At 60.5% G+C, this 23,502-nt stretch carries 23 protein-coding genes; 15 read left to right on the plus strand and 8 right to left on the minus strand.

From position 1 onward, the window contains the following. Positions 1-171: 171 nt before the first annotated feature. Entirely contained in the window at positions 172-477 is a 306-nt protein-coding gene (locus tag QTL94_RS22760; RefSeq protein WP_065691774.1) for a hypothetical protein, read from the plus strand. Positions 478-495: 18 nt separating this feature from the next. On the opposite strand, the gene QTL94_RS22765 is transcribed toward QTL94_RS22760, so the two are convergent. From QTL94_RS22765 to QTL94_RS22790, 6 genes are all read right to left on the minus strand, one after another. Further along, positions 496-834: a DUF2147 domain-containing protein gene (locus QTL94_RS22765; protein WP_065691773.1), complete on the minus strand. Its 339-nt coding sequence runs from the start codon at positions 832-834 to the stop codon at positions 496-498. Between the two features lie 183 nt (positions 835-1,017). Continuing rightward, the gene (locus QTL94_RS22770; RefSeq protein WP_289803188.1) at positions 1,018-3,021 is read right to left on the minus strand and encodes an aldo/keto reductase; all 2,004 of its coding nucleotides are present in this window, start codon (positions 3,019-3,021) and stop codon (positions 1,018-1,020) included. A gap of 44 nt (positions 3,022-3,065) precedes the next feature. Further along, on the minus strand, positions 3,066-4,151 hold the full coding sequence (locus QTL94_RS22775) for an ABC transporter ATP-binding protein (protein WP_289803189.1): 1,086 nt from the start codon (positions 4,149-4,151) through the stop codon (positions 3,066-3,068). Positions 4,152-4,165: 14 nt separating this feature from the next. Beyond that, the gene (locus QTL94_RS22780) at positions 4,166-5,002 is read right to left on the minus strand and encodes a carbohydrate ABC transporter permease (protein ID WP_065691770.1); all 837 of its coding nucleotides are present in this window, start codon (positions 5,000-5,002) and stop codon (positions 4,166-4,168) included. Continuing rightward, positions 4,999-5,859, minus strand: coding sequence for a carbohydrate ABC transporter permease (locus tag QTL94_RS22785; protein WP_065691769.1), 861 nt, complete (start codon positions 5,857-5,859; stop codon positions 4,999-5,001). Before QTL94_RS22785 ends, QTL94_RS22780 begins: the two co-directional genes overlap by 4 nt. A gap of 76 nt (positions 5,860-5,935) precedes the next feature. After that, complete coding sequence (locus QTL94_RS22790) at positions 5,936-7,210, minus strand: extracellular solute-binding protein (protein WP_065691768.1); 1,275 nt, start codon at positions 7,208-7,210, stop codon at positions 5,936-5,938. An 86-nt stretch (positions 7,211-7,296) separates the two neighbouring features. On the opposite strand from QTL94_RS22790, the gene QTL94_RS22795 reads away from it, so the two are divergent. Continuing rightward, positions 7,297-8,211 (plus strand): helix-turn-helix domain-containing protein, encoded by a 915-nt coding sequence (locus QTL94_RS22795; RefSeq protein WP_065691767.1) that lies wholly within the window; start codon positions 7,297-7,299, stop codon positions 8,209-8,211. Positions 8,212-8,216: 5 nt separating this feature from the next. Here the strand turns inward: QTL94_RS22795 and QTL94_RS22800 are convergent, their stop codons facing one another. Continuing rightward, positions 8,217-9,116 carry a LysR family transcriptional regulator gene (locus tag QTL94_RS22800; protein WP_289803190.1) on the minus strand — a complete coding sequence of 300 codons (900 nt, stop codon included), beginning with the start codon at positions 9,114-9,116 and terminating at the stop codon, positions 8,217-8,219. Positions 9,117-9,194: 78 nt separating this feature from the next. Here QTL94_RS22800 and QTL94_RS22805 point away from each other — a divergent pair, with 78 nt between their 5' ends. From QTL94_RS22805 to QTL94_RS22820, 4 genes are all read left to right on the plus strand, one after another. Next, positions 9,195-11,072: an IlvD/Edd family dehydratase gene (locus QTL94_RS22805; protein ID WP_289803191.1), complete on the plus strand. Its 1,878-nt coding sequence runs from the start codon at positions 9,195-9,197 to the stop codon at positions 11,070-11,072. Between the two features lie 260 nt (positions 11,073-11,332). Further along, complete coding sequence (locus QTL94_RS22810; RefSeq protein ID WP_289803192.1) at positions 11,333-12,493, plus strand: fumarylacetoacetate hydrolase family protein; 1,161 nt, start codon at positions 11,333-11,335, stop codon at positions 12,491-12,493. A 129-nt stretch (positions 12,494-12,622) separates the two neighbouring features. Then, on the plus strand, positions 12,623-12,898 hold the full coding sequence (locus QTL94_RS22815) for a hypothetical protein (RefSeq protein WP_065692205.1): 276 nt from the start codon (positions 12,623-12,625) through the stop codon (positions 12,896-12,898). Between the two features lie 139 nt (positions 12,899-13,037). Next, complete coding sequence (locus tag QTL94_RS22820) at positions 13,038-13,484, plus strand: helix-turn-helix domain-containing protein (RefSeq protein ID WP_065691764.1); 447 nt, start codon at positions 13,038-13,040, stop codon at positions 13,482-13,484. Positions 13,485-13,517: 33 nt separating this feature from the next. Here QTL94_RS22820 and QTL94_RS22825 read toward each other — a convergent pair whose 3' ends face one another. After that, entirely contained in the window at positions 13,518-14,231 is a 714-nt protein-coding gene (locus QTL94_RS22825; protein ID WP_113524068.1) for a transcriptional regulator NanR, read from the minus strand. A 174-nt stretch (positions 14,232-14,405) separates the two neighbouring features. Here QTL94_RS22825 and oiaX point away from each other — a divergent pair, with 174 nt between their 5' ends. The 9 genes from oiaX to QTL94_RS22870 all read left to right on the plus strand — a co-directional run bounded on the left by oiaX (position 14,406) and on the right by QTL94_RS22870 (position 23,502). After that, positions 14,406-15,662: a 3-oxo-isoapionate-4-phosphate decarboxylase OiaX gene (oiaX, locus tag QTL94_RS22830; RefSeq protein WP_289803193.1), complete on the plus strand. Its 1,257-nt coding sequence runs from the start codon at positions 14,406-14,408 to the stop codon at positions 15,660-15,662. A gap of 5 nt (positions 15,663-15,667) precedes the next feature. Beyond that, positions 15,668-17,002, plus strand: a complete 1,335-nt coding sequence (locus QTL94_RS22835; protein WP_289803262.1) for a four-carbon acid sugar kinase family protein — start codon at positions 15,668-15,670, stop codon at positions 17,000-17,002. Between the two features lies 1 nt (position 17,003). Next, complete coding sequence (locus QTL94_RS22840) at positions 17,004-17,786, plus strand: triose-phosphate isomerase (RefSeq protein ID WP_289803194.1); 783 nt, start codon at positions 17,004-17,006, stop codon at positions 17,784-17,786. Between the two features lie 12 nt (positions 17,787-17,798). Beyond that, complete coding sequence (gene derI / locus QTL94_RS22845) at positions 17,799-18,245, plus strand: D-erythrulose-4-phosphate isomerase (protein ID WP_289803195.1); 447 nt, start codon at positions 17,799-17,801, stop codon at positions 18,243-18,245. Between the two features lie 79 nt (positions 18,246-18,324). Then, positions 18,325-19,152 (plus strand): phosphogluconate dehydrogenase C-terminal domain-containing protein, encoded by an 828-nt coding sequence (locus tag QTL94_RS22850; RefSeq protein WP_289803196.1) that lies wholly within the window; start codon positions 18,325-18,327, stop codon positions 19,150-19,152. Between the two features lie 77 nt (positions 19,153-19,229). After that, entirely contained in the window at positions 19,230-20,171 is a 942-nt protein-coding gene (locus tag QTL94_RS22855) for a D-ribose ABC transporter substrate-binding protein (RefSeq protein ID WP_289803197.1), read from the plus strand. A 78-nt stretch (positions 20,172-20,249) separates the two neighbouring features. Next, positions 20,250-20,894, plus strand: a complete 645-nt coding sequence (locus QTL94_RS22860) for a DUF2291 family protein (protein ID WP_289803198.1) — start codon at positions 20,250-20,252, stop codon at positions 20,892-20,894. A 2-nt stretch (positions 20,895-20,896) separates the two neighbouring features. Further along, positions 20,897-22,441, plus strand: coding sequence for a sugar ABC transporter ATP-binding protein (locus QTL94_RS22865; RefSeq protein ID WP_289803199.1), 1,545 nt, complete (start codon positions 20,897-20,899; stop codon positions 22,439-22,441). Then, entirely contained in the window at positions 22,438-23,502 is a 1,065-nt protein-coding gene (locus tag QTL94_RS22870) for an ABC transporter permease (RefSeq protein ID WP_289803200.1), read from the plus strand. Before QTL94_RS22865 ends, QTL94_RS22870 begins: the two co-directional genes overlap by 4 nt.

The raw sequence follows: 23,502 nt of genomic DNA on the forward strand, positions 1-23,502 counted from the left end.
TCAACTATCTACAAAGCGAGCGGCGGAACGGCTCAAAGTGAGCAGGCTCATCTGCCACGCCGAAAGTTGTTGGCCGCGAGAACGTGATGGTCTGCAATGTCCGGGATCGCCATCAGTTTGGCACGAGGCATGCATGGTAACTTGAGTAGTTCCATTCGTTTGGAGGGGAAAATGACAGTCTTGATCAACGACATCGTCAGTGCCGCCGGACAACTCGAAGCGGCTATCCGCGATGCTACCGTTACCCGCTCGGACATATTGCTCAGTGCCAAGTCCATGAAGGCAAAAGCAAAAATCCTTCCTCAGGTTCTTGTGGAGCAATATCCGGAACTCTCGTCGCTTGAGCGGGAGTTGCGCGGTGTGTTCGAGGCCTGCTCCGACGCAATCGATCGCAAATCGATTAATCCTGTGGTCGCAAAAGCGGCAATTTCGATCGCTGCCGAATATCAGGGCGTCATCGAGGGCCTGAAGCGTTAGCGCACTTGGAAACGGCTGCTAGAGCCGTTTCCAGACCAGAGATACGCAGAACACCTTCATGGTGCAGCCCTTCATCCGCACGGTATCGCCGGAGACGGCCAGAACGCCCGTGAAGGTCTTCTTGCTGTCGGGCTCGACGATGGTGCCGGTAAAGCTGCCGTTCTTGCCCTGGAACGTGCCGATCTGCTGGCCCGCGTGATCGCCTGTCTTCATGGTGATGCAGAAGCCTTGCGCGCACTCATCGATTGCCGCGGTGGTCCCCACCTGCGTCTTCCATATGCCGATGACAGGCTCCTGGGCCACGGCGATGTGCGCGATCAACGCAAGGGGTATTGCGATCGATGCCAGTCGTTGCATGGTTTGCTTCCCCTTCTTGATAGCAGGGTGAAGGCCGCGACCCGACCTGAAGCGCTGCACTATACGCCTCAAGCCCCCCTTACTCCACACAGTGCGCTCTCCCGGCGCGCGGGAATGAAAAACGGGCCCACGATTGTCGTGGACCCGTTCTGCCGTTTGGTTGCTCTCAGCTGAGAGAAGGCGTCAGGCTTCGAGCCATTTCACCTGTTCGGGTGTCAGCTTGATGTCGAGCGCCGAGAGGCTGTCCTCGAGCTCGGCGATGGTCCGCGGACCGATCAGCGGAATGACCGGGAAAGGCTGGGCGATGACATAGGCAAGCGCGATATGGATCGGGCTACGGCCGAGCTTGTTCGCAAGCTCGATGGCGCGGTCACGGCGCTCGAAGTTGCGCTCGGAGTACCAGCAACGCACGATTTCCTCGTCGTCATGCTTGTCGCGTCCGGCGCGGTCGGTGAAGAAGCCGCGGCCCTGGCTGGACCATGCGAAGTTCGGCACCTGCCGTTCGGCCAGCCAGCGCTTCCACTCGTCGGTGGAGGACGTCACGCATCCGGCCCAGATGGGGTCGAGCATTTCGGCCAGCGAGTAGTTGTTCGACAATGCTGCCGGTGCCTGCTTGCCATTCTTGGCAGCGTAGGCCGCAGCCTCGTCCATGCGCTCGCGTGTCCAGTTGGAGCCACCGAAGATGCCCCGGATACGTCCGCGCTTGACTTCGGCGTCCATCGCATCGACGAATTCGCCGACCGGGACATCAGTGTTGTCGCGATGCATGAAATAGATATCGACATAGTCGGTCTTCAGGCGGTTCAGCGACTGGTCGAGCTGCTTGGCGATCACGTCCGGATAGCAAAGCGGCGAATGCGCGCCCTTGCCGATCAGCACGATCTCTTCGCGCGGCACGTTGCGGCTGGTGTGCCAGTCGCCGAAGATGCTCTCCGTCTTGCCGCCCCCATAGACGAAGGCCGTGTCGAAGACATTGCCGCCGGCCTCATAGAAGGCGTCAAGCGTAAGCGAGGCAGCTGCAAAGTTCGGGAAGAACTCGAAGCCGAGGGTCACGACCGAGGCCGGCTTTGAAATGCCGGGGATCTGGCGCTGGGGAATGCTGTTGCCCCGGCGCACGGCGCCGCCAGCAAGATTGCTGGTGCGTTTGGCCGATTTCTCAACGCTGTATTCCAGGCCGATCGACGCACGCCACTGGTCGAGGACACGAAGGTTGCCGATCGAATCCGCCCAGCTCATGCCGGGTGCTGCGAATTCCTTCTGGCCGGCGCGGATGGCATCGCCCGCCGCATCGACTTCGAAGGAATAGAGCCAACGATCTTCCTTGATCTCGATGGTCTGCTGCTCGTTGCCCTTGAAAATCTCGATCTTGCCGACGCCGCCCTTGTGGCCGGAGGCAAACCAGAAGTCCTTGACCTCGATGCGGCCTTCCGAGCCGATGATGCGCAGGGTGTTGTCCTGGTTCGCCATGATCGAGCACGACACTTCGGCCACGATGCCGTTCGGGAATTTCAGAACGGCGGAAGCCCATTCATCGACGCCGGACTGGCCGAGGTGGCCGACGCCTGCAACCTTTTCCGGTTCCAGGAAGGGCTTGTTCTCAGCAGCACCCGCAATCAGTCGCGCCATCGAAACCGGATAGCCGCCGACGTCGAGGATGCCGCCGCCAGCCGTTTCGTTGGCAAACAGCCGGTGTTCGGGCTTGAAGCCGCCCATGTTGAAGCCGAAGCTCGAGCGGATGATCCGCACCGTGCCGATGGCGCCGCTTTTCACCAGCTCGACGATCTTTGCCGTCTGCGGGTGGACGCGATACATGAAGGCCTCGCCGGCAAAGACGCCAGCTTTCTTGGCTTCATGGTAGATGGCGTCGGCATCGAAGGCGGAAAGCGCGATCGGCTTTTCGACGAGCACATGCTTGCCCGCACGAATGGCCTTGATGGCCCACTCGGCATGGCCGGTATGCGGCGTCGAGATATAGATCGCGTCGACTTCCGCGTCGGTCAGCAGTGCCTCATAGCCATTGACGATGCGGGCACCCGGAAAGTTCTCGGCGAGGCCGGCCTTGCCAGGATTGCGAGTGGCGATCGCGACGAGCTTGCCGGTGCGCGAATGGGCGATGCCGTCGGCGAAGGTGCGCGCGATGGTGCCTGGGCCGATAATGCCCCAGCGGATCGGTTGATCTGAGCTCATGGTTAGTCCTCTTTCATTGCTCTGTCTTGGGAAGGGATCTGCGATCAGCGCAGCCGATTGCCGGCGCTGTCGAATACGAAAATGCGTTGGGCCGAGAGGCCTACGGTGAGTTGATCGCGATTGCCCGCTATGCGCGATTCCGGTCGCTCGATAATCAGCTGCTCGCCGCCTGACGTCGTGGCATAGATGTAGCTCGTGTTGCCGAGGTGCTCGGCGACGTCGATGCTGACGGTGAGGTCCGTGTCTCCCTGGCCGGCGTCGAGGAAATGCTCTGGCCGGATGCCGAGCGTGACCCGCATGCCCGCCTCGACATTGCTGGTGAGCGGAAGCTGAACGCGAACCGCCTTGTCTTCGGCAAGGGCGATTGTTGCGGTCGTCGCATCCTTGCCGACGACTTCAGCTTTCAGGAAGTTCATTTTCGGCGAGCCGACAAAGCCGGCAACGAACTGGTTGGCCGGATTGTCGTAGAGATCGAGCGGCGCGCCGATCTGCTCGATGTTACCCGCCCGCAGCACGACGATCTTGTCGGCAAGCGTCATTGCCTCGGTCTGGTCGTGGGTGACGTAGATCATCGTCGTGCCGAGCTGCTTGTGCAGCCGTGAAATTTCGACACGCATCTGCACGCGCAGTTCGGCGTCGAGGTTGGAGAGTGGCTCGTCAAACAGGAAGACCTGCGGCTCGCGCACGATGGCGCGGCCGATTGCGACGCGCTGTCTCTGACCGCCGGAGAGCTGCTTCGGGCGACGCTGCATCAATTCGTTGATCTGCAGGATGTTGGCGGCGTGCTTGACGCGCTTTTCGGTATCCTCCTTCGGATTGCCATTCATGCGCAGGCCGAAGCTCAGGTTTTCCTCGACGGTCATGTGCGGGTAAAGCGCATAGGATTGGAAGACCATGGCGATGCCGCGATCCGCCGGCTCGACGTCATTGACCACCTTGCCGCCGATGTTGATCTCGCCGCCGGAGATGTCTTCCAGGCCCGCGATCATTCTCAGGAGCGTGGATTTGCCGCATCCGGACGGTCCGACGAAGACGACGAATTCGCCGTCCTTGACCTCGAGGTTCGCACCATGGACGATTTCCAGGGCACCGAAGCGCTTGACGACATTTTTAAGTGAAAGTTCAGACATCAGGCGTTCCCCGATTATTTGATTGCGCCGGCCGAAATGCCGGCGATGAAGTGACGTTGCAGGAACACGAAGACGACCAGGATCGGCGCGGTCAGGAGCAGTGCGCCCGCCATGATGCCGCCCCAGGAGACCTTGGTGAGGCCGATCAGCGTTCCAAGCGCCACCGGTGCCGTCATCATTCCGGGTTTGGAGCTGATGAGCAGCGGCCACAGGTAGTTGTTCCAGGATGCGAGAAACAGGATGATCGCGAGCGCCGCCATCGTTGGACGCGACAATGGCAGCGCGATGCGCAGGAAGATCTGCCATTCCTTGACACCTTCAACGCGCGCGGCATCGAAGAGGTCATTCGGCATCATGGAGAAGGCCTGACGCATGAAGAGGACGCCGAGCGAATTGAACAGCGGCGGCACGATCAGCGCGATCCAGGTGTTGGCGAGCTTGAATTCTCGGGCCACCATGATGAACTGCGGGATAACGACAACGGCAAAGGGAAGCGTGATCGTGCCGAGGATGATGCCGATGACGATCGAGCGACCGACGAAGCGGTAGCGAGCCAGCGCCCAGCCGGCCATCGAGGTCAAGAGCACCGAGAGGAACGTGTAGATGGCCGCCACGCCGACCGAGATCGTCATCGCCCGCACGAAGTCAGTGTCGGCCTGCAGGTTCTTGAAGTTCTCAATCAGGTTGGTTGACGGTAGAAGCACGATCTCCGGGCTGAAGATGCCGTAATCAGGCATCGTCGCGAAGACGAACATCATCCACAGCGGAAACAGCCAGATGATGGCCAGCGGCGTCAACACCGCATGAAGCGCAATGGTCTTGATCAGCAGCGCTTGGGACTTGGATCTCATTTCTGCTCCCTCCCGATCCACAGATTGAGAAGCGAGATGACCACGGCGATCACTGCCATCGTGTAGGCGATGGCCGAGGCATAACCGAAGTTCAGCGACAGGAAGCCCTGGCGATAAAGCAGCAGTCCGAGTGTCTCCGTGCCGCCTCCCGGTCCACCGCGGTTGGTGATCAGGAAGGGCTCGGTAAAGAGCTGCATGGTGCCGATCACGGAAAGGACGACGCAAAAGAGAATGATCGGTTTCAGAAGAGGCAAGGTGATGTGGAAGAACTGCTGCGTCGGTGAGACCTTGTCGAGCGTTGCAGCCTCGTAAACATCGCCGGGAATGGATTGGAGACCCGCCAGGATGATGATCGCGTTATAGCCAGCCCAGCGCCAGGTGACCGCGATGATGACCAGCGCCATGGCGGCCGTCGCGTTGTCGAACCAGGAGACCGCAGGCAGACCGACGGCGGTGATCAGCTTGTTGATGATGCCGAAGTCGATCGAAAACATCAGGCGGAAGACAGCGGCGTAGGCGACTTCGCCCACGACGACGGGCGCGAAGAAGGCAAACCGGAATAGGGGGCGTGCTTTCAAGAGCGGCGAATTCAGGAATACGGCCATCACGGTCGCGATCGCGATCATGACCGGAACCTGGATGACCAAAATGATCATCGTGTTGTAAAGCGCGTTGTAGAAGGCCGGGTCGCCGATCAGGCGTCCCCAGTTGACCGACGCGCTGAACTTCCACGGATTGACGCGTGTGTTCTGAAACGAGATCAGAAACGAATTGATGATAGGCCAGACCCAAAAGGTGGCAAAGACAAGCAGATAGGGCGCGAGAAATATGTACGCGCTCCGGTTCCGGATCGGCATTTCATTCTCCTCATAAACGAAACGAGCATCCCGAGGGATGGAGGCCGGGCGCGGCTTTGGCGCCCGGCGTCGTTACTCATTCCGCGACGGGAAGACCTGTGGCCGTGGCGATCTGCTTGGCAGCGTCATCAAGCGCTGCCTTCGCGTCCGGATAGCCACCAGCGAAGTACTTGGTCTGCGTTGCCTTGTAGATCGCGTCGGCATCCGTCTGGAACGGCGTACCGCGGCTCGGCTCGATCTTGGGCAGGGTCGACAGGATATCGGCCCAGACCTTCTGGCCACCCCAATAGGGCTGTGCCTCGTTGACGAAAGGATCCTGAACGGCAGACAGAAGCGACGGCACGAGACCGAAGGACTTCAGCATGCTGACCTGGCCCTCATTGGTACCGAGCGCGTAGTTGACGTAGGTCCAGGCCGCTTCCTTGTTGGCCGAGTTTGCCGCGATCGCAAGCGACGAGCCGCCGAGGTTTGCAGCGTGCGGGCCATCCTTTGTCAGGCTTGGCATCAGGTAGACGCCCCATTTGCCGGACAGATCAGGAGAACCGGAGCGTACGGTGCCTTCGTACCAGCCGCCATACATCTGGCTGGCAGCCTTGCCGGCCGTGTTTGCCTGGATCTTTTCATCCCAGCTTGCAGCTGTCAGCGTTCCGGCGTCCTTCATTTCCTTGACTTTTTCAAGGGTAGCGACGCATGCGGGCTTGTTGATGGTGATCGTCTGTCCGTCGGTCGAGAAGTAGCCGCAGCCCTGCTCGTTCGAGATCATACGGAACCATTCGCTATCGCCGTTGAAGTCGGCCTGAGCCATGACGACACCGGGATTGGCGGCAGAGATCTTCTTGCCGGCCGCGATGAAATCATCCCAGCTCTTGATGGATGCCGGATCGACGCCAGCCTTTTCGTAGAAGTCACGGCGATAGAAGACGGCGACCGGGCCGGAATCCCACGGCATGGCATAGGCGACATCGCCGACTTCAAGCTCGGTGCGCTTGAAGTCCGGGAATTTTGCCTGGATGTCTGCGTTGTAGCCGAGGTCCTTCAGGTTGGCGAAGCAGTCGGGGAATCGGTTCCAGAAGATTTCGGCTTCGAAGTTTTCGACAGTGACGATATCAGGAAGACCTTCGCCACCAGCGGCGCAGGCCGCCAGCATCTTGTCGAAGACCTGCTGGTTTCCAAGGTCTTCCACCGTGACCTTGATATCCGGATGCTGCTTGTTGAAGCCTTCGAGCGTGGACTTCAGCGCCGATGCGGCGACGTTCCAGCTCCAGATGGTGAGATTGGCAGACTCCGCATAAGCGGAGCCGGATGCAAGCAGTGCGAGTGCGGCAGTCGCACCGATAAGTTTGAAGCGCATTGAAAATCCTCCCTTTTCAATTGCCGTCCCTAAGCGAACACGGCTAGACTATCTGGAAGGGAGCCGCTGTCTCCTAAAAAGGGAATGTGGATTTGGCGGAAAGTAAGATCGAAAGAAGGGCTGTCTACCAGCCGGGAGCGAGCAGCATCGAAGGATTGCCGACGGCGCTCCAGATGTTTCACAATCATCCACCGCGGATGTTGATGCCGCATTGGCATGTGCAGGTCGAACTGAACTATATCATCCGCGGCAACGTGCATTACCGGATGAACGGGCACGATATCAGCATGAAGGCCGGCGACATGTGCTTGTTCTGGGGCGGGCAGCCGCACCAGATGGACCAGAGCAGCGACGATGCGATCTATGCTGGCGGCCATTTGCCACTCGTCTATTTCTTCCGCATGCGCTTGCCGATCAATATTTCCAGCCGGCTGATGAAGGGCGAAATCCTCTTCACCTCGGCAACCGACGCCGCGGACATCCAGAATTTTCAGCGTTGGGTGGCATACGCCAAGTCGGGCGATGCCGCGAAGGCTCAGCATGCCGTTGAGGAAATGCTGCTCCGCATCGAACGCATCGTGCTGGAGCCCTATTCCATGTTGGCGCCCAACGGCATGTCGGCGACCGATGATGTTGAGCAGGCTTATCCCCAGTCGTCGCGAAGCGTGGCACGCATGTGCGACTTCATCGCCGCCAACTTCCTGCAGGAAATCGATTCGGTGGATATCGCCCGGGCCGCCGACCTGCATCCGAAATATGCGATGAACCTCTTCAAGAAGACGACGGGCATGACGCTCAGCAAGTATGTGAACCTGCTTCGGCTGTCGCGCGCACAGGCCATGCTGATGAATGATGGGGCCAACGTCCTGCAGGTGGCGATGGATAGCGGGTTCGGTTCGATCAGCGCCTTCAATAAGTCATTCCGTCACATCGCCGGCATGTCGCCGTCCGACTTCCGCCGGGACGCGCGCATCGTATCGCAATATGTTCCGGCGCCGTGAGCCTCTCACGCTGATTCGAAGAGCTTGTAGAGCAATTCCGCGGATGCCGACAATTCGCGGTCCTTGAGCTTCACCAGCCCGAAATCCGGGACGGAGATATCGCCTGCGATCGACAGCACGCGCAGCAGGCCATGCTTTTCCAGGAGCCGGGCAACGGGCTCGGCCAGGATCCCCAGGCGTTGGCTCTGCAGCATCAGGAGCATCGTCAACAGCGCATCGGAGGTGGAGACCACGCTGGCGGGGACGATGCCATGGCGGCGAATGAAATCGTCGACGACATGTCGCAGGAAGGAACCGTGCGGCTGCAAGACCCAGCTTTGTTGACGCAGGTCGTTCTCAGTGATCTCGGCCTTGTCCGCCAGCGGATGGTTGACGGCCACCACGACCCGCAGCGTTTCCTTTCCAAGGGGGATGTGGTCGAACCATAGCGGGTTCATGCCGCTCGGTATGCGGCAGACCGCGAAATCCAGGCGGCGGCTGAGAACGTCTTCAAGCAAGACGTCGCTGCTGCCGACCGTGATGCTGACGTCGATGGTTGGATGGGTCTCGAACAGGCGCTTCAGCGCAGGCGCCACGTAGTCGGATGCCGGGGTCATGATCGTTCCGAACGCGACGCTGCCGCCCTGCCCGGCTGCCGCCACGACCATTTCGTATTCCGCCCGCTGCGCCTCCGCCAGAAGCATCTTGGCGTGGCGAACGATCACCTCGCCCTGTGCCGTCGCTATCAGGCCGCGGTTGTGGCGCTCGAAAAGCTGATGGCCGGACATGTGCTCGAGTTCGTTCAAGGTCCGCGACAAGGCCGGCTGCGATACGCCGAACATTTCCGCGACGACGCCGAGCTTACCGTGCTCGTTCAATGCCACGAGCATCCTCAGATGCCTTAGTTTGAATCCATCCAGTCCCATACGTTCCTCGCTTGATATAAGAGATATGCATACCAAGATACGAAAGACTGATTATACAATCCAGTATCGATCAGCTAAATGCATGACAACAGCGACGTCAACGCAAGGAAACACATCGTGGTTGAGAAGCCCCCCGTCCCGCAAAATCCCAATGCAATTCAGGAAAAGACCGAGGCGCCGCAGCTTCGCTCCAAGGCCTGGTTCGACAATCTCGCGAACCCCGACATGACCGCGCTGTACCTGGAGCGCTACATGAACTTCGGCCTGAGCCAGGAGGAACTGCAGTCGGGACGCCCGATCATCGGGATTGCGCAGACGGGATCGGACCTGTCGCCGTGCAACCGCCACCATCTGGAACTGGCCAAGCGCGTTCGCGAAGGCATTCGTGATGCCGGTGGTATTGCCATCGAATTCCCGGTTCATCCGATCCAGGAAACCGGCAAGCGCCCGACGGCCGGTCTTGACCGAAACCTGTCCTATCTCGGCCTCGTCGAGGTGCTCTACGGCTATCCGCTGGACGGCGTTGTCCTGACCATCGGTTGCGACAAGACGACGCCCGCCTGTCTTATGGCCGCGGCAACCGTGAACATTCCTGCCATCGCGTTGTCCGTCGGCCCGATGTTGAACGGCTGGTTCCGCGGCGAACGTACGGGCTCCGGCACGATCGTGTGGAAGGCCCGCGAAATGATGGCGAAAGGCGAGATCGACTATCAGGGCTTCGTCAAGCTCGTCGCTTCGTCGGCCCCGTCGACCGGCTATTGCAACACCATGGGGACGGCGACGACGATGAACTCGCTGGCCGAAGCTCTTGGCATGCAGTTGCCGGGTGCCGCCGCCATTCCGGCTCCTTACCGTGACCGGCAGGAAATCTCCTATGAGACCGGCCTGCGGATCGTCGAGATGGTTCGCGAGGATCTCAAGCCATCCGATATCCTGACCAAGGAAGCCTTCATCAATGCGATCCGCGTGAACTCTGCCATCGGCGGTTCAACCAATGCGCCGATCCACCTCAACGCGCTTGCGCGCCACGTCGGGGTCGAGCTCACGGTGGATGACTGGCAGACCTATGGCGAGGAAATTCCGCTCCTCGTCAACCTGCAGCCCGCCGGCGAGTATCTTGGCGAAGACTATTACCATGCAGGTGGGGTGCCCGCCGTCATCGGCGAGTTGATCAAGCACGACCTGATCAACACCAGCGCCATCACGGCAAACGGCAAGACGGTCGGCGAAAACTACACCTCATCGATGATCGAAGACGAAAAGGTCATCCGCCCGTTCGAAAAGCCGCTCAAGGAGCGCGCCGGATTCCGCGTGCTGAAGGGCAACCTTTTCTCCTCGGCCATCATGAAGACGAGCGTGATCTCGCCGGAATTCCGCAATCGCTATCTGTCGGACCCGAAGGATCCGGAAGCCTTCACCGGCCGCGCCGTCGTCTTCGATGGTCCGGAAGATTACCATCATCGCATCGACGACCCGTCACTCGCGATCGATGAGAAGACGATCCTGTTCATGCGCGGTGCTGGTCCGATCGGCTATCCTGGTGCCGCCGAGGTCGTCAACATGCGTGCCCCGGACTATCTCTTGAAGCAGGGCATCTCATCGCTTCCCTGCGTCGGCGACGGCCGCCAGTCGGGCACCTCGGGATCTCCGTCGATCCTGAATGCCTCGCCGGAAGCCGCGGCAGGAGGCGGTCTCGCCATCCTGCAAACCGGCGACCAGGTGCGCATCGATCTGAAGAAGGGCACCGCCAATATCCTGATCAGCGACGAAGAACTTGCGTCGCGTCGCGCGGCACTCCAGGCAGCCGGGGGCTATGTCTACCCCGAGAGCCAGACGCCGTGGCAGGAAATCCAGCGCAACTATGTGGGCCAGATGGAGACAGGCGCGGTCCTCGAGCCGGCCGTCAAGTACCAGCGAATTGCCCAGACCAAGGGCATTCCGCGCGACAACCACTAGGAAGAAACCACACGTGCAGTGCGCGCCGGCAAACAGTGTTGGCGCGCACTATGCCCTCCTTCTCTTCGTTGCCCTCTTGATCGCCGGCGGTTGGGAGGCCATCGAGGCTGTTCCGCCCGATCGTCAGAGGTGACCGCTTTTTGATGTTACGACCTTGCCGTGGCGCAGCGAATGTGATCGATTTCGGCGCCGCTGGGTTGGAGGGCGGCAATCCCTTTCATTTGAGAGCGCGTCCATCGCTCGCGTGACGGAATATGCCGATGTCTGATACCCTTCTGGATGCTGCCGCCTCCGGCGCCCTTTTTGTCGGTCGTGCCTGGAGCCCGGAGGCTCGAGGTCCAAGCGTCGTTACCATCCGCGACGGTCAGTTGATCGACATTACAGCCCATGAGGCACCGACCCTCAGCGCACTTCTGGAAATGCCCGATCCGGCCGCCTATGTGCGCTCGGCTGCGGGCCAGCCGCTGGGAGCGCTAACGGCGATCCTGGCCAACAGCACCGGCAACCCGGACACCGGCCTTCCCTACCTGCTCGCGCCGGCGGACCTGCAAGCGATCAAGGCCTGCGGCGTGACATTTGCCCAGTCGATGATCGAACGCGTGATCGAGGAAAAGGCAGCCGGCAATCCGGATCGCGCGGCGGCCCTTCGTCAGCGGGTCGGCACGCTGATTGGCGGCAGCCTCAACAACATCAAGGCCGGCTCACCGGAAGCTGCCAAGGTCAAGCAGGCCCTGATCGACGAGGGCATGTGGTCGCAATATCTCGAGGTGGGGATCGGGCCCGACGCCGAAGTCTTCACCAAGGCGCCGGTGCTGTCATCCGTCGGCTGGGGCGCCGATGTCGGCCTGCATCCGATTTCGACCTGGAACAATCCGGAGCCGGAAATCGTCCTCGCGGTCAACAGTCGCGGCGAGATCAGGGGGGCGACGCTCGGCAACGACGTCAATCTGCGCGATGTCGAGGGCCGCTCGGCGCTGCTTCTCGGCAAGGCCAAGGACAACAACGCGTCCTGCTCGATCGGGCCGTTCATCCGGCTGTTCGCCGATGGCTACACGCTCGACAACGTCCGCAATGCCGAACTTGATCTGAAGGTCACCGGCCTCGACGGCTTCGTCCTGGATGGCAAGAGTTCCATGTCGAAGATCAGCCGCGACCCGACCGATCTCGTCAAGCAGACATGCGGTGCGCATCACCAGTATCCGGATGGCTTCATGCTGTTTCTCGGAACGCTTTTTGCCCCGACACAGGACCGTGACGCGCCGAACCAGGGCTTTACCCACAAGGTAGGGGACGTTGTCGAAATCTCGTCGCCGGGTCTCGGCGCATTGGTCAACACCGTGCGGCTATCGACGCAATGTGCACCCTGGACTTTCGGTATCTCGGCGCTCATGGCCAATCTGGCGAAGCGCGGGCTGCTCTAAGCCCGCAACTGAACTAGCGGGCGGACCGGCGACAAAATTTTATCGCGGCCAGGCGTTGCATCTGTCTGCGCCGCTGTTCTCCCATATATCTATTTCTATAGACGCGGACAGAGTGGAACGCCCATGAAGATGAAAGCTGCAGTGCTGATCGGTGCCATGATTCTCGCCGGATGCACGACGGGCATTGATTACTCTTCGCCCGGCCTCGATCCGATACCGGGAAGCATCATCTATCACGGCCAGCCGAAAACGAAGCTGGCGAAGTCGCCGCCTGGCTCCACATTCCCGCATGATTTTATCGATCAATACGGGCAGCAGGTCGAGGAAACCTACATGATCCTGCCGGACAGGACGCTGAAGATCGTGCATCGCGTGGTCCGTCCGATCCGCTTCGGCATGGATTAGGTGATCACGCTTTTTTTGGGAAGATAGCGCTGGAACGAGAAAAAGGAGCGTTGAATTTAATAAGCTGCTAAGACACAGTGGGCTGCGGCGGTTTGCCGGGAAGACCGTTTCGCTTACTTCCGGCACATGGACACTTGGAATGAACGCAAAGACACCGAACGCTATCGACAGCTATGTAGGCTCTCGTATCAGGACACGCCGGCAATTGCTGGGACTTAGTCAGGAAAGGCTAGCCGAACAGATCGGCGTGACCTTCCAGCAGGTTCAGAAATACGAAAAAGGAATGAATCGCGTCGGCGCAAGTCGACTGCAACGGATCGCCGAAGTACTGGGCGTATCGCCGAGTTTCTTCTTTCAGCAGGGCGAATCCGAGTTCTCGGTCAATTTCGACACGCCTGCGATGGTTGATCCCGTGGCCGAGTTCCTGCACTCGAAAGAAGGGCTGGCACTCAATCGCGCCTTCATGAAGATCAATGACGTGCAGTTGCGCGAAAAGATCGTCGCCCTGGTGAAAGCCATGGCGCAAGCCCAGGATCTCGCACAGGTCGCGTCATCCGACCACACGGCTCCTTCAGCGGATCAGTAGTGGTCTTGCAGGGGCAGGTCTCTGCTCCTGCCCTCACTCGTGCGGTTTTCCATACAAGGCGCTCGAGCGTTCAAGATGCTTGAGGATCGCACTCTCCGAGCCATCGACATCGTGTTCCGCGAGGCGGTTCAGGATTTCCTCATGCTCGACGAGGGTGAACTTTTCCTTGCCGGTCCAGATCAGCATGTCGGTGTGATATTCCCTTAGCCAGGCGAGCATTGCTTCGCTGACCGCAACAAAGAGCGGGTTTCCCGAGATCTGCGCAATACGCGTATGAAACTCCATGTCCGCGCTGATGAACCTTTCGGCGTCCCCCAGCGAATTGCGCTGGCGCTCAATAATTTGGCGCAAATCCTCGATGTCGGTCTCGGTAGCGCGCTGCGCTGCCTCCCGTGCCATCCCCCGTTCGAAGAATATGCGGGCGCTCTTCAGATGCTCCAGGGTGTCGGTGGACCGCGACAGCATGATCTTGGCGGTCAGATCGACCTGTCGGAAGATCGACTGGGCGGTCAGGTTGAGTACCTTTGCCCGCTCTCCATGAGAAATGCTGACCAGCCCCTTGCTGGCAAGTGCCTGCATGGCTTCACGAATCGCCGGCCTGCCAACGCCGAAGCGTTCCATCAGTACCCTCTCGGACGGCATGTCGTCCCCAGGGGCAAGCTCACCGGAGGTGATCATCCGCTCGAGGCGGTCGAACACCTCGTCTGACAACTTGCGGCGAACAATCTGGTCGATGGGTTGGGTCATAGCATCTCGCTGGCTCAAATATCTCCTCCTATCATTTTCCGTGCCGAGGACAAAGCGCCCGAAAATTACGGCAAAGCAAAATTTCGCTTTTCATCATATGGGATACTCATTATACCAGATCATGAGTTGACGCCATGACAATATCACATGGCGAGAGGAGCAACTGGCAGTTCCATGATGATCACACTGACTTATCGCATCGAAACGCCCGGCAGCGTGGAGGCGATGGCTGAAAAGATTGCGAGCGACCAATCCACGGGCACCTTCGTGCCGGTTCCAGGCGAGACCGAGGAGCTGAAGTCGCGCGTGGCGGCGCGGGTTGTGGCGATCCGCCCGTTGGAGGAAACGCACCAGCCGACTTGGCCGGAAGTGGCGCCGGGAACCCGCCTCAACCGGGCCGACGTCGATATTGCCTTTCCGGTGGACGCGATCGGTACGGATCTTTCGGCGCTGATGACCATCACCATTGGTGGCGTCTTCTCCATCAAGGGCATGACCGGCATTCGCATCGTCGACATGAAGCTGCCCGATGCTTTCAAGGATGCGCATCCGGGGCCGCAATTCGGCATTCCCGGCAGCCGTCGGCTTACGGGCGTCGAGGGGCGTCCGATCATCGGAACAATCGTGAAGCCGGCGCTCGGGCTGCGTCCGCACGAGACCGCCGAACTCGTCGGCGAACTGATCGAGTCCGGCGTCGACTTCATCAAGGATGACGAGAAGCTCATGAGCCCGGCCTATTCGCCGCTCAAGGAGCGCGTCGCTGCGATCATGCCGCGGATTCTCGATCATGAGCAGAAGACCGGCAAGAAGGTGATGTATGCCTTTGGCATTTCGCATGCCGATCCCGACGAGATGATGCGCAACCATGACATCGTCGCCAAGGCGGGGGGCAACTGCGCCGTCGTCAACATCAATTCAATCGGCTTCGGCGGCATGAGTTTCCTGCGCAAGCGCTCCAGTCTGGTTTTGCATGCCCATCGAAACGGCTGGGACGTGCTGACACGGGACCCCGGCGCGGGCATGGACTTCAAGGTTTACCAGCAGTTCTGGCGGTTGCTCGGGGTCGACCAGTTCCAGATCAATGGCATCAGGGTCAAATACTGGGAGCCGGACGAAAGCTTCGTCTCGTCCTTCAAGGCTGTGAGCACGCCGCTCTTCGACGCCTCCGACTGCCCTCTTCCGGTCGCCGGATCGGGCCAGTGGGGCGGCCAGGCGCCGGACACCTATCAGCGAACGGGGCGCACTACCGATCTTCTCTATCTGTGCGGCGGCGGCATCGTCAGCCATCCCGGTGGCCCGGCGGCAGGCGTCCGTGCCGTGCAGCAGGCCTGGCAGGCCGCCGTGGCGGACATTCCATTGGAAACCTACGCCAGGGAGCATCCTGAACTTGCTGCCTCGATTGCCAAGTTCAGCGGCGGCAAGGGCGCGTGACAGCGATGGGCAATCTGCTTCTCAGCTATTATGGCGACGACTTCACTGGCTCGACCGACGTCATGGAGGCGCTGGCGTCGAACGGTATCGAGACCGTGCTCTTCCTCGACATTCCCTCGCCGGAGATGCGTGCCCGGTTTAAGGGCGCCAGGGCGATCGGCATTGCCGGGACGAGCCGGAGCGAGACGCCGGAGTGGATGCAGGCAAACCTGACACCTGCTTTCGAATGGCTGAAGTCACTCGATGCCAGGATTTGCCACTACAAGGTCTGCTCGACCTTCGATTCCAGCCCCGGGGTTGGAAACATCGGAAAAGCGATCGAGATCGGTCGCGACATCTTCCGTCAATCCGCTGTGCCCGTCGTGGTCGGCTCGCCGCAGCTGAAGCGCTACACGGCCTTCGGCAATTTGTTTGCGGCTTATCAGGGGCGCATCTACCGGATCGACCGCCATCCGGTCATGAGCTGTCATCCGGTGACGCCGATGGGCGAAGCCGATCTGACCGTCCATTTGTCGAGGCAGACAGCGGTCCCCGTCAGCCTGATCGGTATTCCCACCATCCTATCGAGCGACGCCGATGCCTTGGTTGACAAGGTCGTGGACGCACACCCCGGCATTCTCCTCATCGATGTGGATTCCGACGCGACACAGGCTGCCGCCGGTCGGCAGTTGGTTCGGCTTTCGCACCAGTCGGGACCTTTCGTCGCCGGCTCCTCCGGGGTTCAATACGCACTCGTCAATGCCTGGCGAAGTGAAGGCCTGGTTGCAGGCGAGGCACAGTTTCCCGAGGTTCGTTCCGTTGACCGGCTTGCAGCAGTGTCCGGTAGCGTGTCGCCCACGACCGAGCGTCAGATCCGGAGGGCGCGGGACGACGGCTTTGCGGATGTCGCGCTCGATCCCCTCGCACTTGTGTCCGACGACAGCGAACGCGCGATCGACACGGCTGTCCAGCAAGGGGTCGAGAAATTGAAGGTGGGGCGAAGCGTTATACTCCACACGGCGCTCGGGCCTTCGGCAGATATAGGTGATCACATCGACAAGATAGCCGGCGCCCGGCACAAGCTCGGACGGGCGTTGGGCACGATCCTGCGCCAACTGGTCGAACGGGAGGGGCTTTCGCGCGCGGTCATCGCCGGCGGCGACACGTCAAGTCATGCGCTGCGACAGCTGAAGGTCGATGCGCTCACCACCCTTCTCCCGCTTCCACAAACACCAGGCTCGCCGCTTTGTCTCGCCCACGGCAGCTACCAGCCGACCGATGGCATGCAGATCGCCCTCAAGGGCGGTCAGATCGGAACGGACAGTTATTTCGCCCAGATACGCGACGGAAGGACCAGCTGACATGGCCCCATGGATCGGCACCAGCTTCAAGATGAACAAGACGCTCGATGAGGCGCTTGCCTTCGCCCGACGTCTCGCCGAGACGGATGATGAGCGCGATCCGGGCATACAGCGGTTTGTCATTCCGTCATTCACCGCTGTTCGCGAGGTCAAGCGCGTGCTTGCCCAGACCTCGGTCAAGGTCGGCGCGCAAAACATGCATTGGGACGATTCGGGCGCATGGACCGGCGAGGTTTCGGCGCCAATGCTTAAGGATTGCCAGCTCGATATCGTGGAGCTCGGCCATTCCGAGCGCCGCGCGCATTTTGGGGAAACCGATGAAACCGTCGGCCTGAAGGTCGTATCGGCCGTTCGGCACGGTCTGACGCCACTCATCTGCATCGGAGAAACCTTGCAGGAGCGTCAGGCCGGCCACGCCGACACGGTCTTGCGACGGCAGGTCGAGGCGGCCTTGGCGCGTGTCACCACCCAGCCAGATCCTTCTCCTATTCTTCTCGCCTATGAGCCGGTCTGGGCGATCGGCGTCAATGGTATTCCGGCGACCGCATCCTACGCCTGCGAGCGGCACGGCAAGATCGCCGAAGTGGCCAGGGACGTCCTCGGCCGGTCAGTGCCGGTTCTCTACGGTGGAAGCGTCAACCCGCAAAACTGCGAAGAACTCATCTCCCAAGCTCATATCGATGGCCTGTTCATCGGTCGATCGGCCTGGGCTGTCGAAGGATACCTCGAAATCCTGCGCCGGGCGTCTGCCGCGGCCAAAACCGCTGTGCCTGAAAGCCTGTGAAAGGAAGCTCTCATGAAGATTGCAATAGGCGCTGACAGCGCCGGAAAACCGCTGCTGGATGTGATTGCTGCTCACCTCGCAGGCCGGACGGATCTTGAAGTGCATGATCTCAGCCAAGCCGGCTTCTACGCCGACCTGTCGCAGAAACTCGCACAGACGATTGTCGATGGGGAACACCAGCGCGGAATCCTGATCTGCGGGACCGGCATTGGGGTGTGCATCTCCGCAAACAAGGTGCCCGGTATCCGCGCGGCGCTGACGCATGACACCTATTCGGCCGAACGCGCCGCCAAGTCGAACAACGCGCAGATCATCACCATGGGTGCGCGCGTGATTGGGCCGGAACTCGCCAAGTCGATCGTGGACGTCTGGCTTGCCTCGGAATTCGACCCGCTGGGGTCTTCAGCCGGCAATGTTGGCGCGATCGATCGACTCGATGCGGGAAAACGGGTCTCCTAACTCAAATAGTTGATGATATGGTGATTGACTCATCATACCAGTTTATGCTCCTATCCAGACTGAGAAAAGGTGAGGAAACATGACTACAATTGCCCTCTTCGGCGCAGGTGGCAAAATGGGCTACCGGCTTGCTAAGAACCTCAAGGGGTCACGCTTCGACGTTCGTCATATCGAGGTCAGCGAAGCCGGCAAGGCGCGCCTGAAGAACGACCTCGGACTTGACTGCGTCAGCCCGGATGCCGGTCTCGAAGGTGCCGAGGTTGTCATCCTTGCTGTCCCAGACACTGCAATCGGCAAGGTAGCCGCTGGAATTGTCGACAAGCTGAAGCCTGGCACCATGGTCGTGGCTCTGGACGCCGCTGCCCCCTTCGCCGACCACTTGCCCAAGCGCGACGACCTTACCTATTTCGTCACCCATCCCTGCCATCCGCCGATCTTCAACGACGAGACTGACATGCAGGCGAAGAAGGACCATTTCGGTGGCCTGTTTGCGAAGCAGCACATCGTCTCGGCCCTCATGCAGGGACCGGAAAGCGCTTATGCGCTCGGAGAAGAGATCGCCAAGATCATCTGGGCCCCGGTCATGCGCTCGCACCGGGTGACGGTCGAGCAACTGGCCATGCTCGAGCCTGGCTTGTCTGAAACGGTCTGCGCCTCGTTGCTCGTCGTCATGCGCCAGGCAATGGACGAATGCGTGGCGCGCGGCGTGCCGGCGGAAGCCGCCCGCGACTTTCTGCTGGGCCACATGAACGTGCTTGGCGCGGTCATCTTCAAGCAAGTCGACGGCGTATTTTCCGATGCCTGCAACAAGGCCATCGAGTTCGGCATCCCCGCCCTGATGCGCGACGACTGGAAAAAGGTATTCGAACCGCAGGAGATCGCCGAAAGCATCCGGCGCATCACCTGAACCGGCTTGGCGAGGCAAAAAGCCTCGCCCTTCACCGCCCCAAGGGAGACGGGGCTTATTCACACTCGGGAGGAAACATGACACTGACACGCAAACTGACCCTGGCGGCCTTTGCCGGCGCGCTGGCACTCGGCACGGCCATCCCGGCCTTCTCGGCGGATCTGATCGCCATCATCACGCCGGCCCACGACAACCCCTTCTTCAAGGCTGAAGCCGTCGGCGCCGAAGCCAAGGCCAAGGAACTCGGCTACGAGGCCCTCGTCATGACCCATGACGACGACGCCAACAAGCAGTCCGAAATGATCGACACCGCGATCGGTCGCGGCGCCAAGGCGATCATTCTCGACAACGCCGGCGCCGATGCATCGGTCGCAGCCGTGAAGAAGGCCAAGGACGCAGGCATCCCCTCCTTCCTCATCGACCGTGAAATCAATGCCTCCGGCGTCGCCGTGGCCCAGATCGTTTCGAATAACTACCAGGGCGCCCAGCTCGGCGCGCAGGAGTTCGTCAAGCTGATGGGCGAAAAGGGCAACTATGTCGAACTGGTCGGCAAGGAATCCGATACCAATGCCGGCATCCGCTCGCAGGGCTACAACGACGTCATCGGCGACTATCCGGAGCTGAAGAGCGTCGCCAAGCAGTCGGCCAACTGGAGCCAGACCGAAGCCTACGCGAAAATGGAGACCATCCTGCAGGCCAACCCGGACATCAAGGGCGTGATCTCTGGCAACGACACGATGGCCATGGGTGCGATCGCGGCTCTCCAGGCTGCCGGCCGCAAGGACGTGATCGTCGTCGGCTTTGACGGCTCCAACGATGTGCGTGACTCGATCAAGTCCAGCGGCATCAAGGCAACCGTACTCCAGCCGGCCTACGCCCAGGCGCAGATGGCTGTCGAACAGGCTGACGCCTACATCAAGAACAAGACCTCGCCGAAGGAAGAAAAGCAGCTGATGGATTGCGTCCTCATCAACACTGACAACGCTTCCAAGCTCGAGACCTTCGCGCTGGCGAAGTAATCGGCAGAGAACAGCCGCAGAGGGTTCGGGAAACCGCGCCCTCTGCGGTCTATTTCACATAACTTCGAGGTTCATCGCATGTTGAGGATCAGGGGCGCCCTGATCGCCGCACTCGTGGCGGCGGCTTTGCCTGGCTGCAAGATCATCAAGACGCCGACTGCCGAGGAAAAGGCACAGGCGGCTGCAAAGGACGCATTCGATCCGAATGCGAAGGTCGAGGCGATCTGGCAATCGCAGGCTGTCCCCTATTTCGAAAAGCGCGCCGGCGAGCTCAAGGACGTCGCCGCACTGGCCGCGTCGAGCCCCGACCAGGCTGGAGAAAAATACGGAAATCCAAAGAAGCAGGCGAGCTCGCCCTGGACCTATGCCGTGAAATTCACCGGCAAGGTTGTCGCGGCCGATACGCAATCGCGCGCGGCAACACTCGATGTCGACGCCGATGGCGACGGCAAGGCCGATGCCAAGGTGCAGATCGGCCCGGCTCTGCGCGGCACCGCGCTGCGCGATACGCTCGACTTCGTCAACTTCAACGAATTCAAAAACCAGATCGAATGGGCCCAGTTCGGCAAGGCCTTCAATGAGAAGGCAAACAACGCCTTCCTTTCGGCTGTACCGCGCGATGGACTTGTCAGCAAGACCGTAACCGTTGTCGGCGCCTTCCCGGTGCCAAGCGGCGGCCAGCTGCCGTTGGTCACTCCATCCGAACTGACGGTGGGGCAATAGTCATGAGCAACTCCCCCAACAACGACATCATCCTGCGTCTCGACGATGTTTCGAAGGTCTATTCGGGCATCATCGCGGTCAAGCGCGCCGATCTCGAATTGCGGCGCGGCGCGGTGAACGTGCTTGTCGGCGAAAACGGAGCTGGCAAATCGACGCTGATGAAGATCATCGCGGGCGTCGAACGGCCAACGCTTGGCAAGATCATCCTCGACGGCGAGCCGGTCTCCTTCGACAGCCCGGCTGATGCGCAGGCGCACGGCATCGGCATGATCTTCCAGGAACTCAATCTCTTCTCCAACATGTCGGTGGCCGAGAACATCTTCGCCACACGGGAGATCACCCGCGGTTTGCGCGGCATCGACCACAAGGCGCAGGTCGAAAAGGCCAATGCATTCCTGAAGCGGCTGGATGCCGGGATCGACGCCGGGACGATGGTGGAGGACCTTCCCATCGGCCAGCAGCAGCTGGTGGAGATCGCCAAGGCGATGTCGCTCAACGCACGCATCCTGATCATGGATGAGCCGACGTCTGCGCTTTCGGTGGCCGAAGTGGAGATCCTGTTCAAGGTGATCGCCGAGCTGAAGGCGCAGGGCGTCGCCATCGTCTACATCTCGCATCGCCTGGAAGAGTTGATGCGGATCGGCGACTACATCACCGTCCTGCGCGACGGCCAGATCACCGGCCAGGCACTGGTCCGCGACATCGACACGCGCTGGATCGTGCGCTCGATGATTGGCTCCGATGCCAAGGACTTCGCCAAGTCGGTGGACCATGCTGTCGGCAAGGAAATGTTTCGCGCGGAAGACATCAGTCTTCCCCGTTCGACTGGCGGCCTAGCGGTAGACCATGTCTCCCTGTCGGTCAAGTCAGGCGAGATCCTCGGCATCTATGGCCTGATGGGCGCCGGACGCAGCGAATTCTTCGAATGCGTGATGGGGCGCCACGGGCACTCCACCGGCAAGATCTTCATCGATGGCAAGGAGGTCGCTGCGCGCGACGTTACCCGTCGGATCCGCCGGGGCCTAGCGCTGATCCCTGAGGACAGGCAACGGGAAGGACTGGTCCAGGTTCTTTCGATCGCCAGCAACCTGTCGCTGGCAAGCCTGAACCGCTTCGCCCGGTTCTTCCATATCAATGCGGCGGCGGAGAAGACGGCTATTCGCGACGCCATCAAGGATCTCGCGATCAAGGCACCCAATCCCGATTTCGAAGTCACGTCGATGTCGGGCGGCAATCAGCAGAAGGTGGTGATTGGCAAGGCGCTGATGACCAATCCGAAGGTTCTGCTGATGGACGAGCCGAGCCGCGGGATCGATGTCGGCGCCAAGGCCGACGTCTTCCGCACCATGCGGCGGCTGGCTGCAAACGGCCTCGCCATTCTGTTTTCGACTTCTGACCTCGAAGAGGTCATGGCGCTTTCCGATCGCATCGCGGTTTTGAGCAACGGCCAGCTGGTCGCTGTTTTCAACCGGGACGAGGCGACGGAAGACGCCATCATCGCGGCTTCGGCCAAGGGACACGGACATCAAGGGAAACTCGCGTCATGACGGCGGCTACCACAACCACTTCCTCGCCGACGAGCACGAACGGCTCCGTCCTCCTGACGCTGATGAAGCTCAGGACCTTTATCGCGCTTTTCGCCGTGATCATCTTCTTTGCGATCTTCGCCCCGAACTTCACATCGACGGCGAACATGATCCTGATGTCGAAGCATGTGGCGCTCAATGCCTTCCTTGCCATGGGCATGACATTCGTCATCATTACGGGCGGCATCGATCTCTCGGTCGGCTCTATCGTCGGGCTTTGCGGCATGGTGGCCGGTGGCCTGATCCTCTACGGGATCGAACTGCCCGTTGGCTACACCATTTACTTCAACCTGTTTGAGATCGTGCTCATCACCCTGGCGATTGGCCTGTTCATCGGTCTGATCAACGGCCTTTTGATCACCAAGCTCAACGTGGCGCCCTTCATCGCCACGCTCGGCACGCTCTATGTCGCGCGTGGCCTGGCGCTGCTTTCCTCGGATGGGCAGACCTTCCCGAACCTTGTCGGCCGTCCTGAGTATGCGACGACCGGCTTCGATTTCTTCGGTGCGGGGCGCATCCTCGGACTACCGGTTTCGATCTGGATCCTGATCGCGCTCGCGCTGCTCGCCGCCTATGTCGCACGTTCGACGCCGATCGGACGCCACATCTTTGCCGTCGGCGGCAATGAGCGCGCGGCGCGCATGTCCGGCATCCGCGTCGATATCGTGAAGATCTTCGTCTACATGTTCTCCGGTCTTTGCGCAGCGATCGTCGGCGTCATCATCTCGTCGGAACTGATGGCTGCGCATCCTGCAACAGGCGAGAGCTTTGAACTCAACGCGATCGCGGCAGCCGTCCTCGGCGGCACGTCGATGTCGGGCGGTCGCGGAACGATCGGCGGGACGATCATCGGCGCCTTCGTGATCGGCATCCTCTCGGACGGGCTGGTGATGATGGGCGTCTCGTCCTTCTGGCAGATGGTCATCAAGGGGTTGGTGATTATCATCGCGGTTGTTGTCGATCAGGCGCAGCGCCGTCTGCAGCAGCGCGTTACTTTGATGCAGATGGCAAGGGCAGGTTGA

It is taken from the genome of Rhizobium sp. S96 (assembly GCF_030382195.1).
Taxonomy (GTDB): Bacteria; Pseudomonadota; Alphaproteobacteria; order Rhizobiales; family Rhizobiaceae; genus Rhizobium.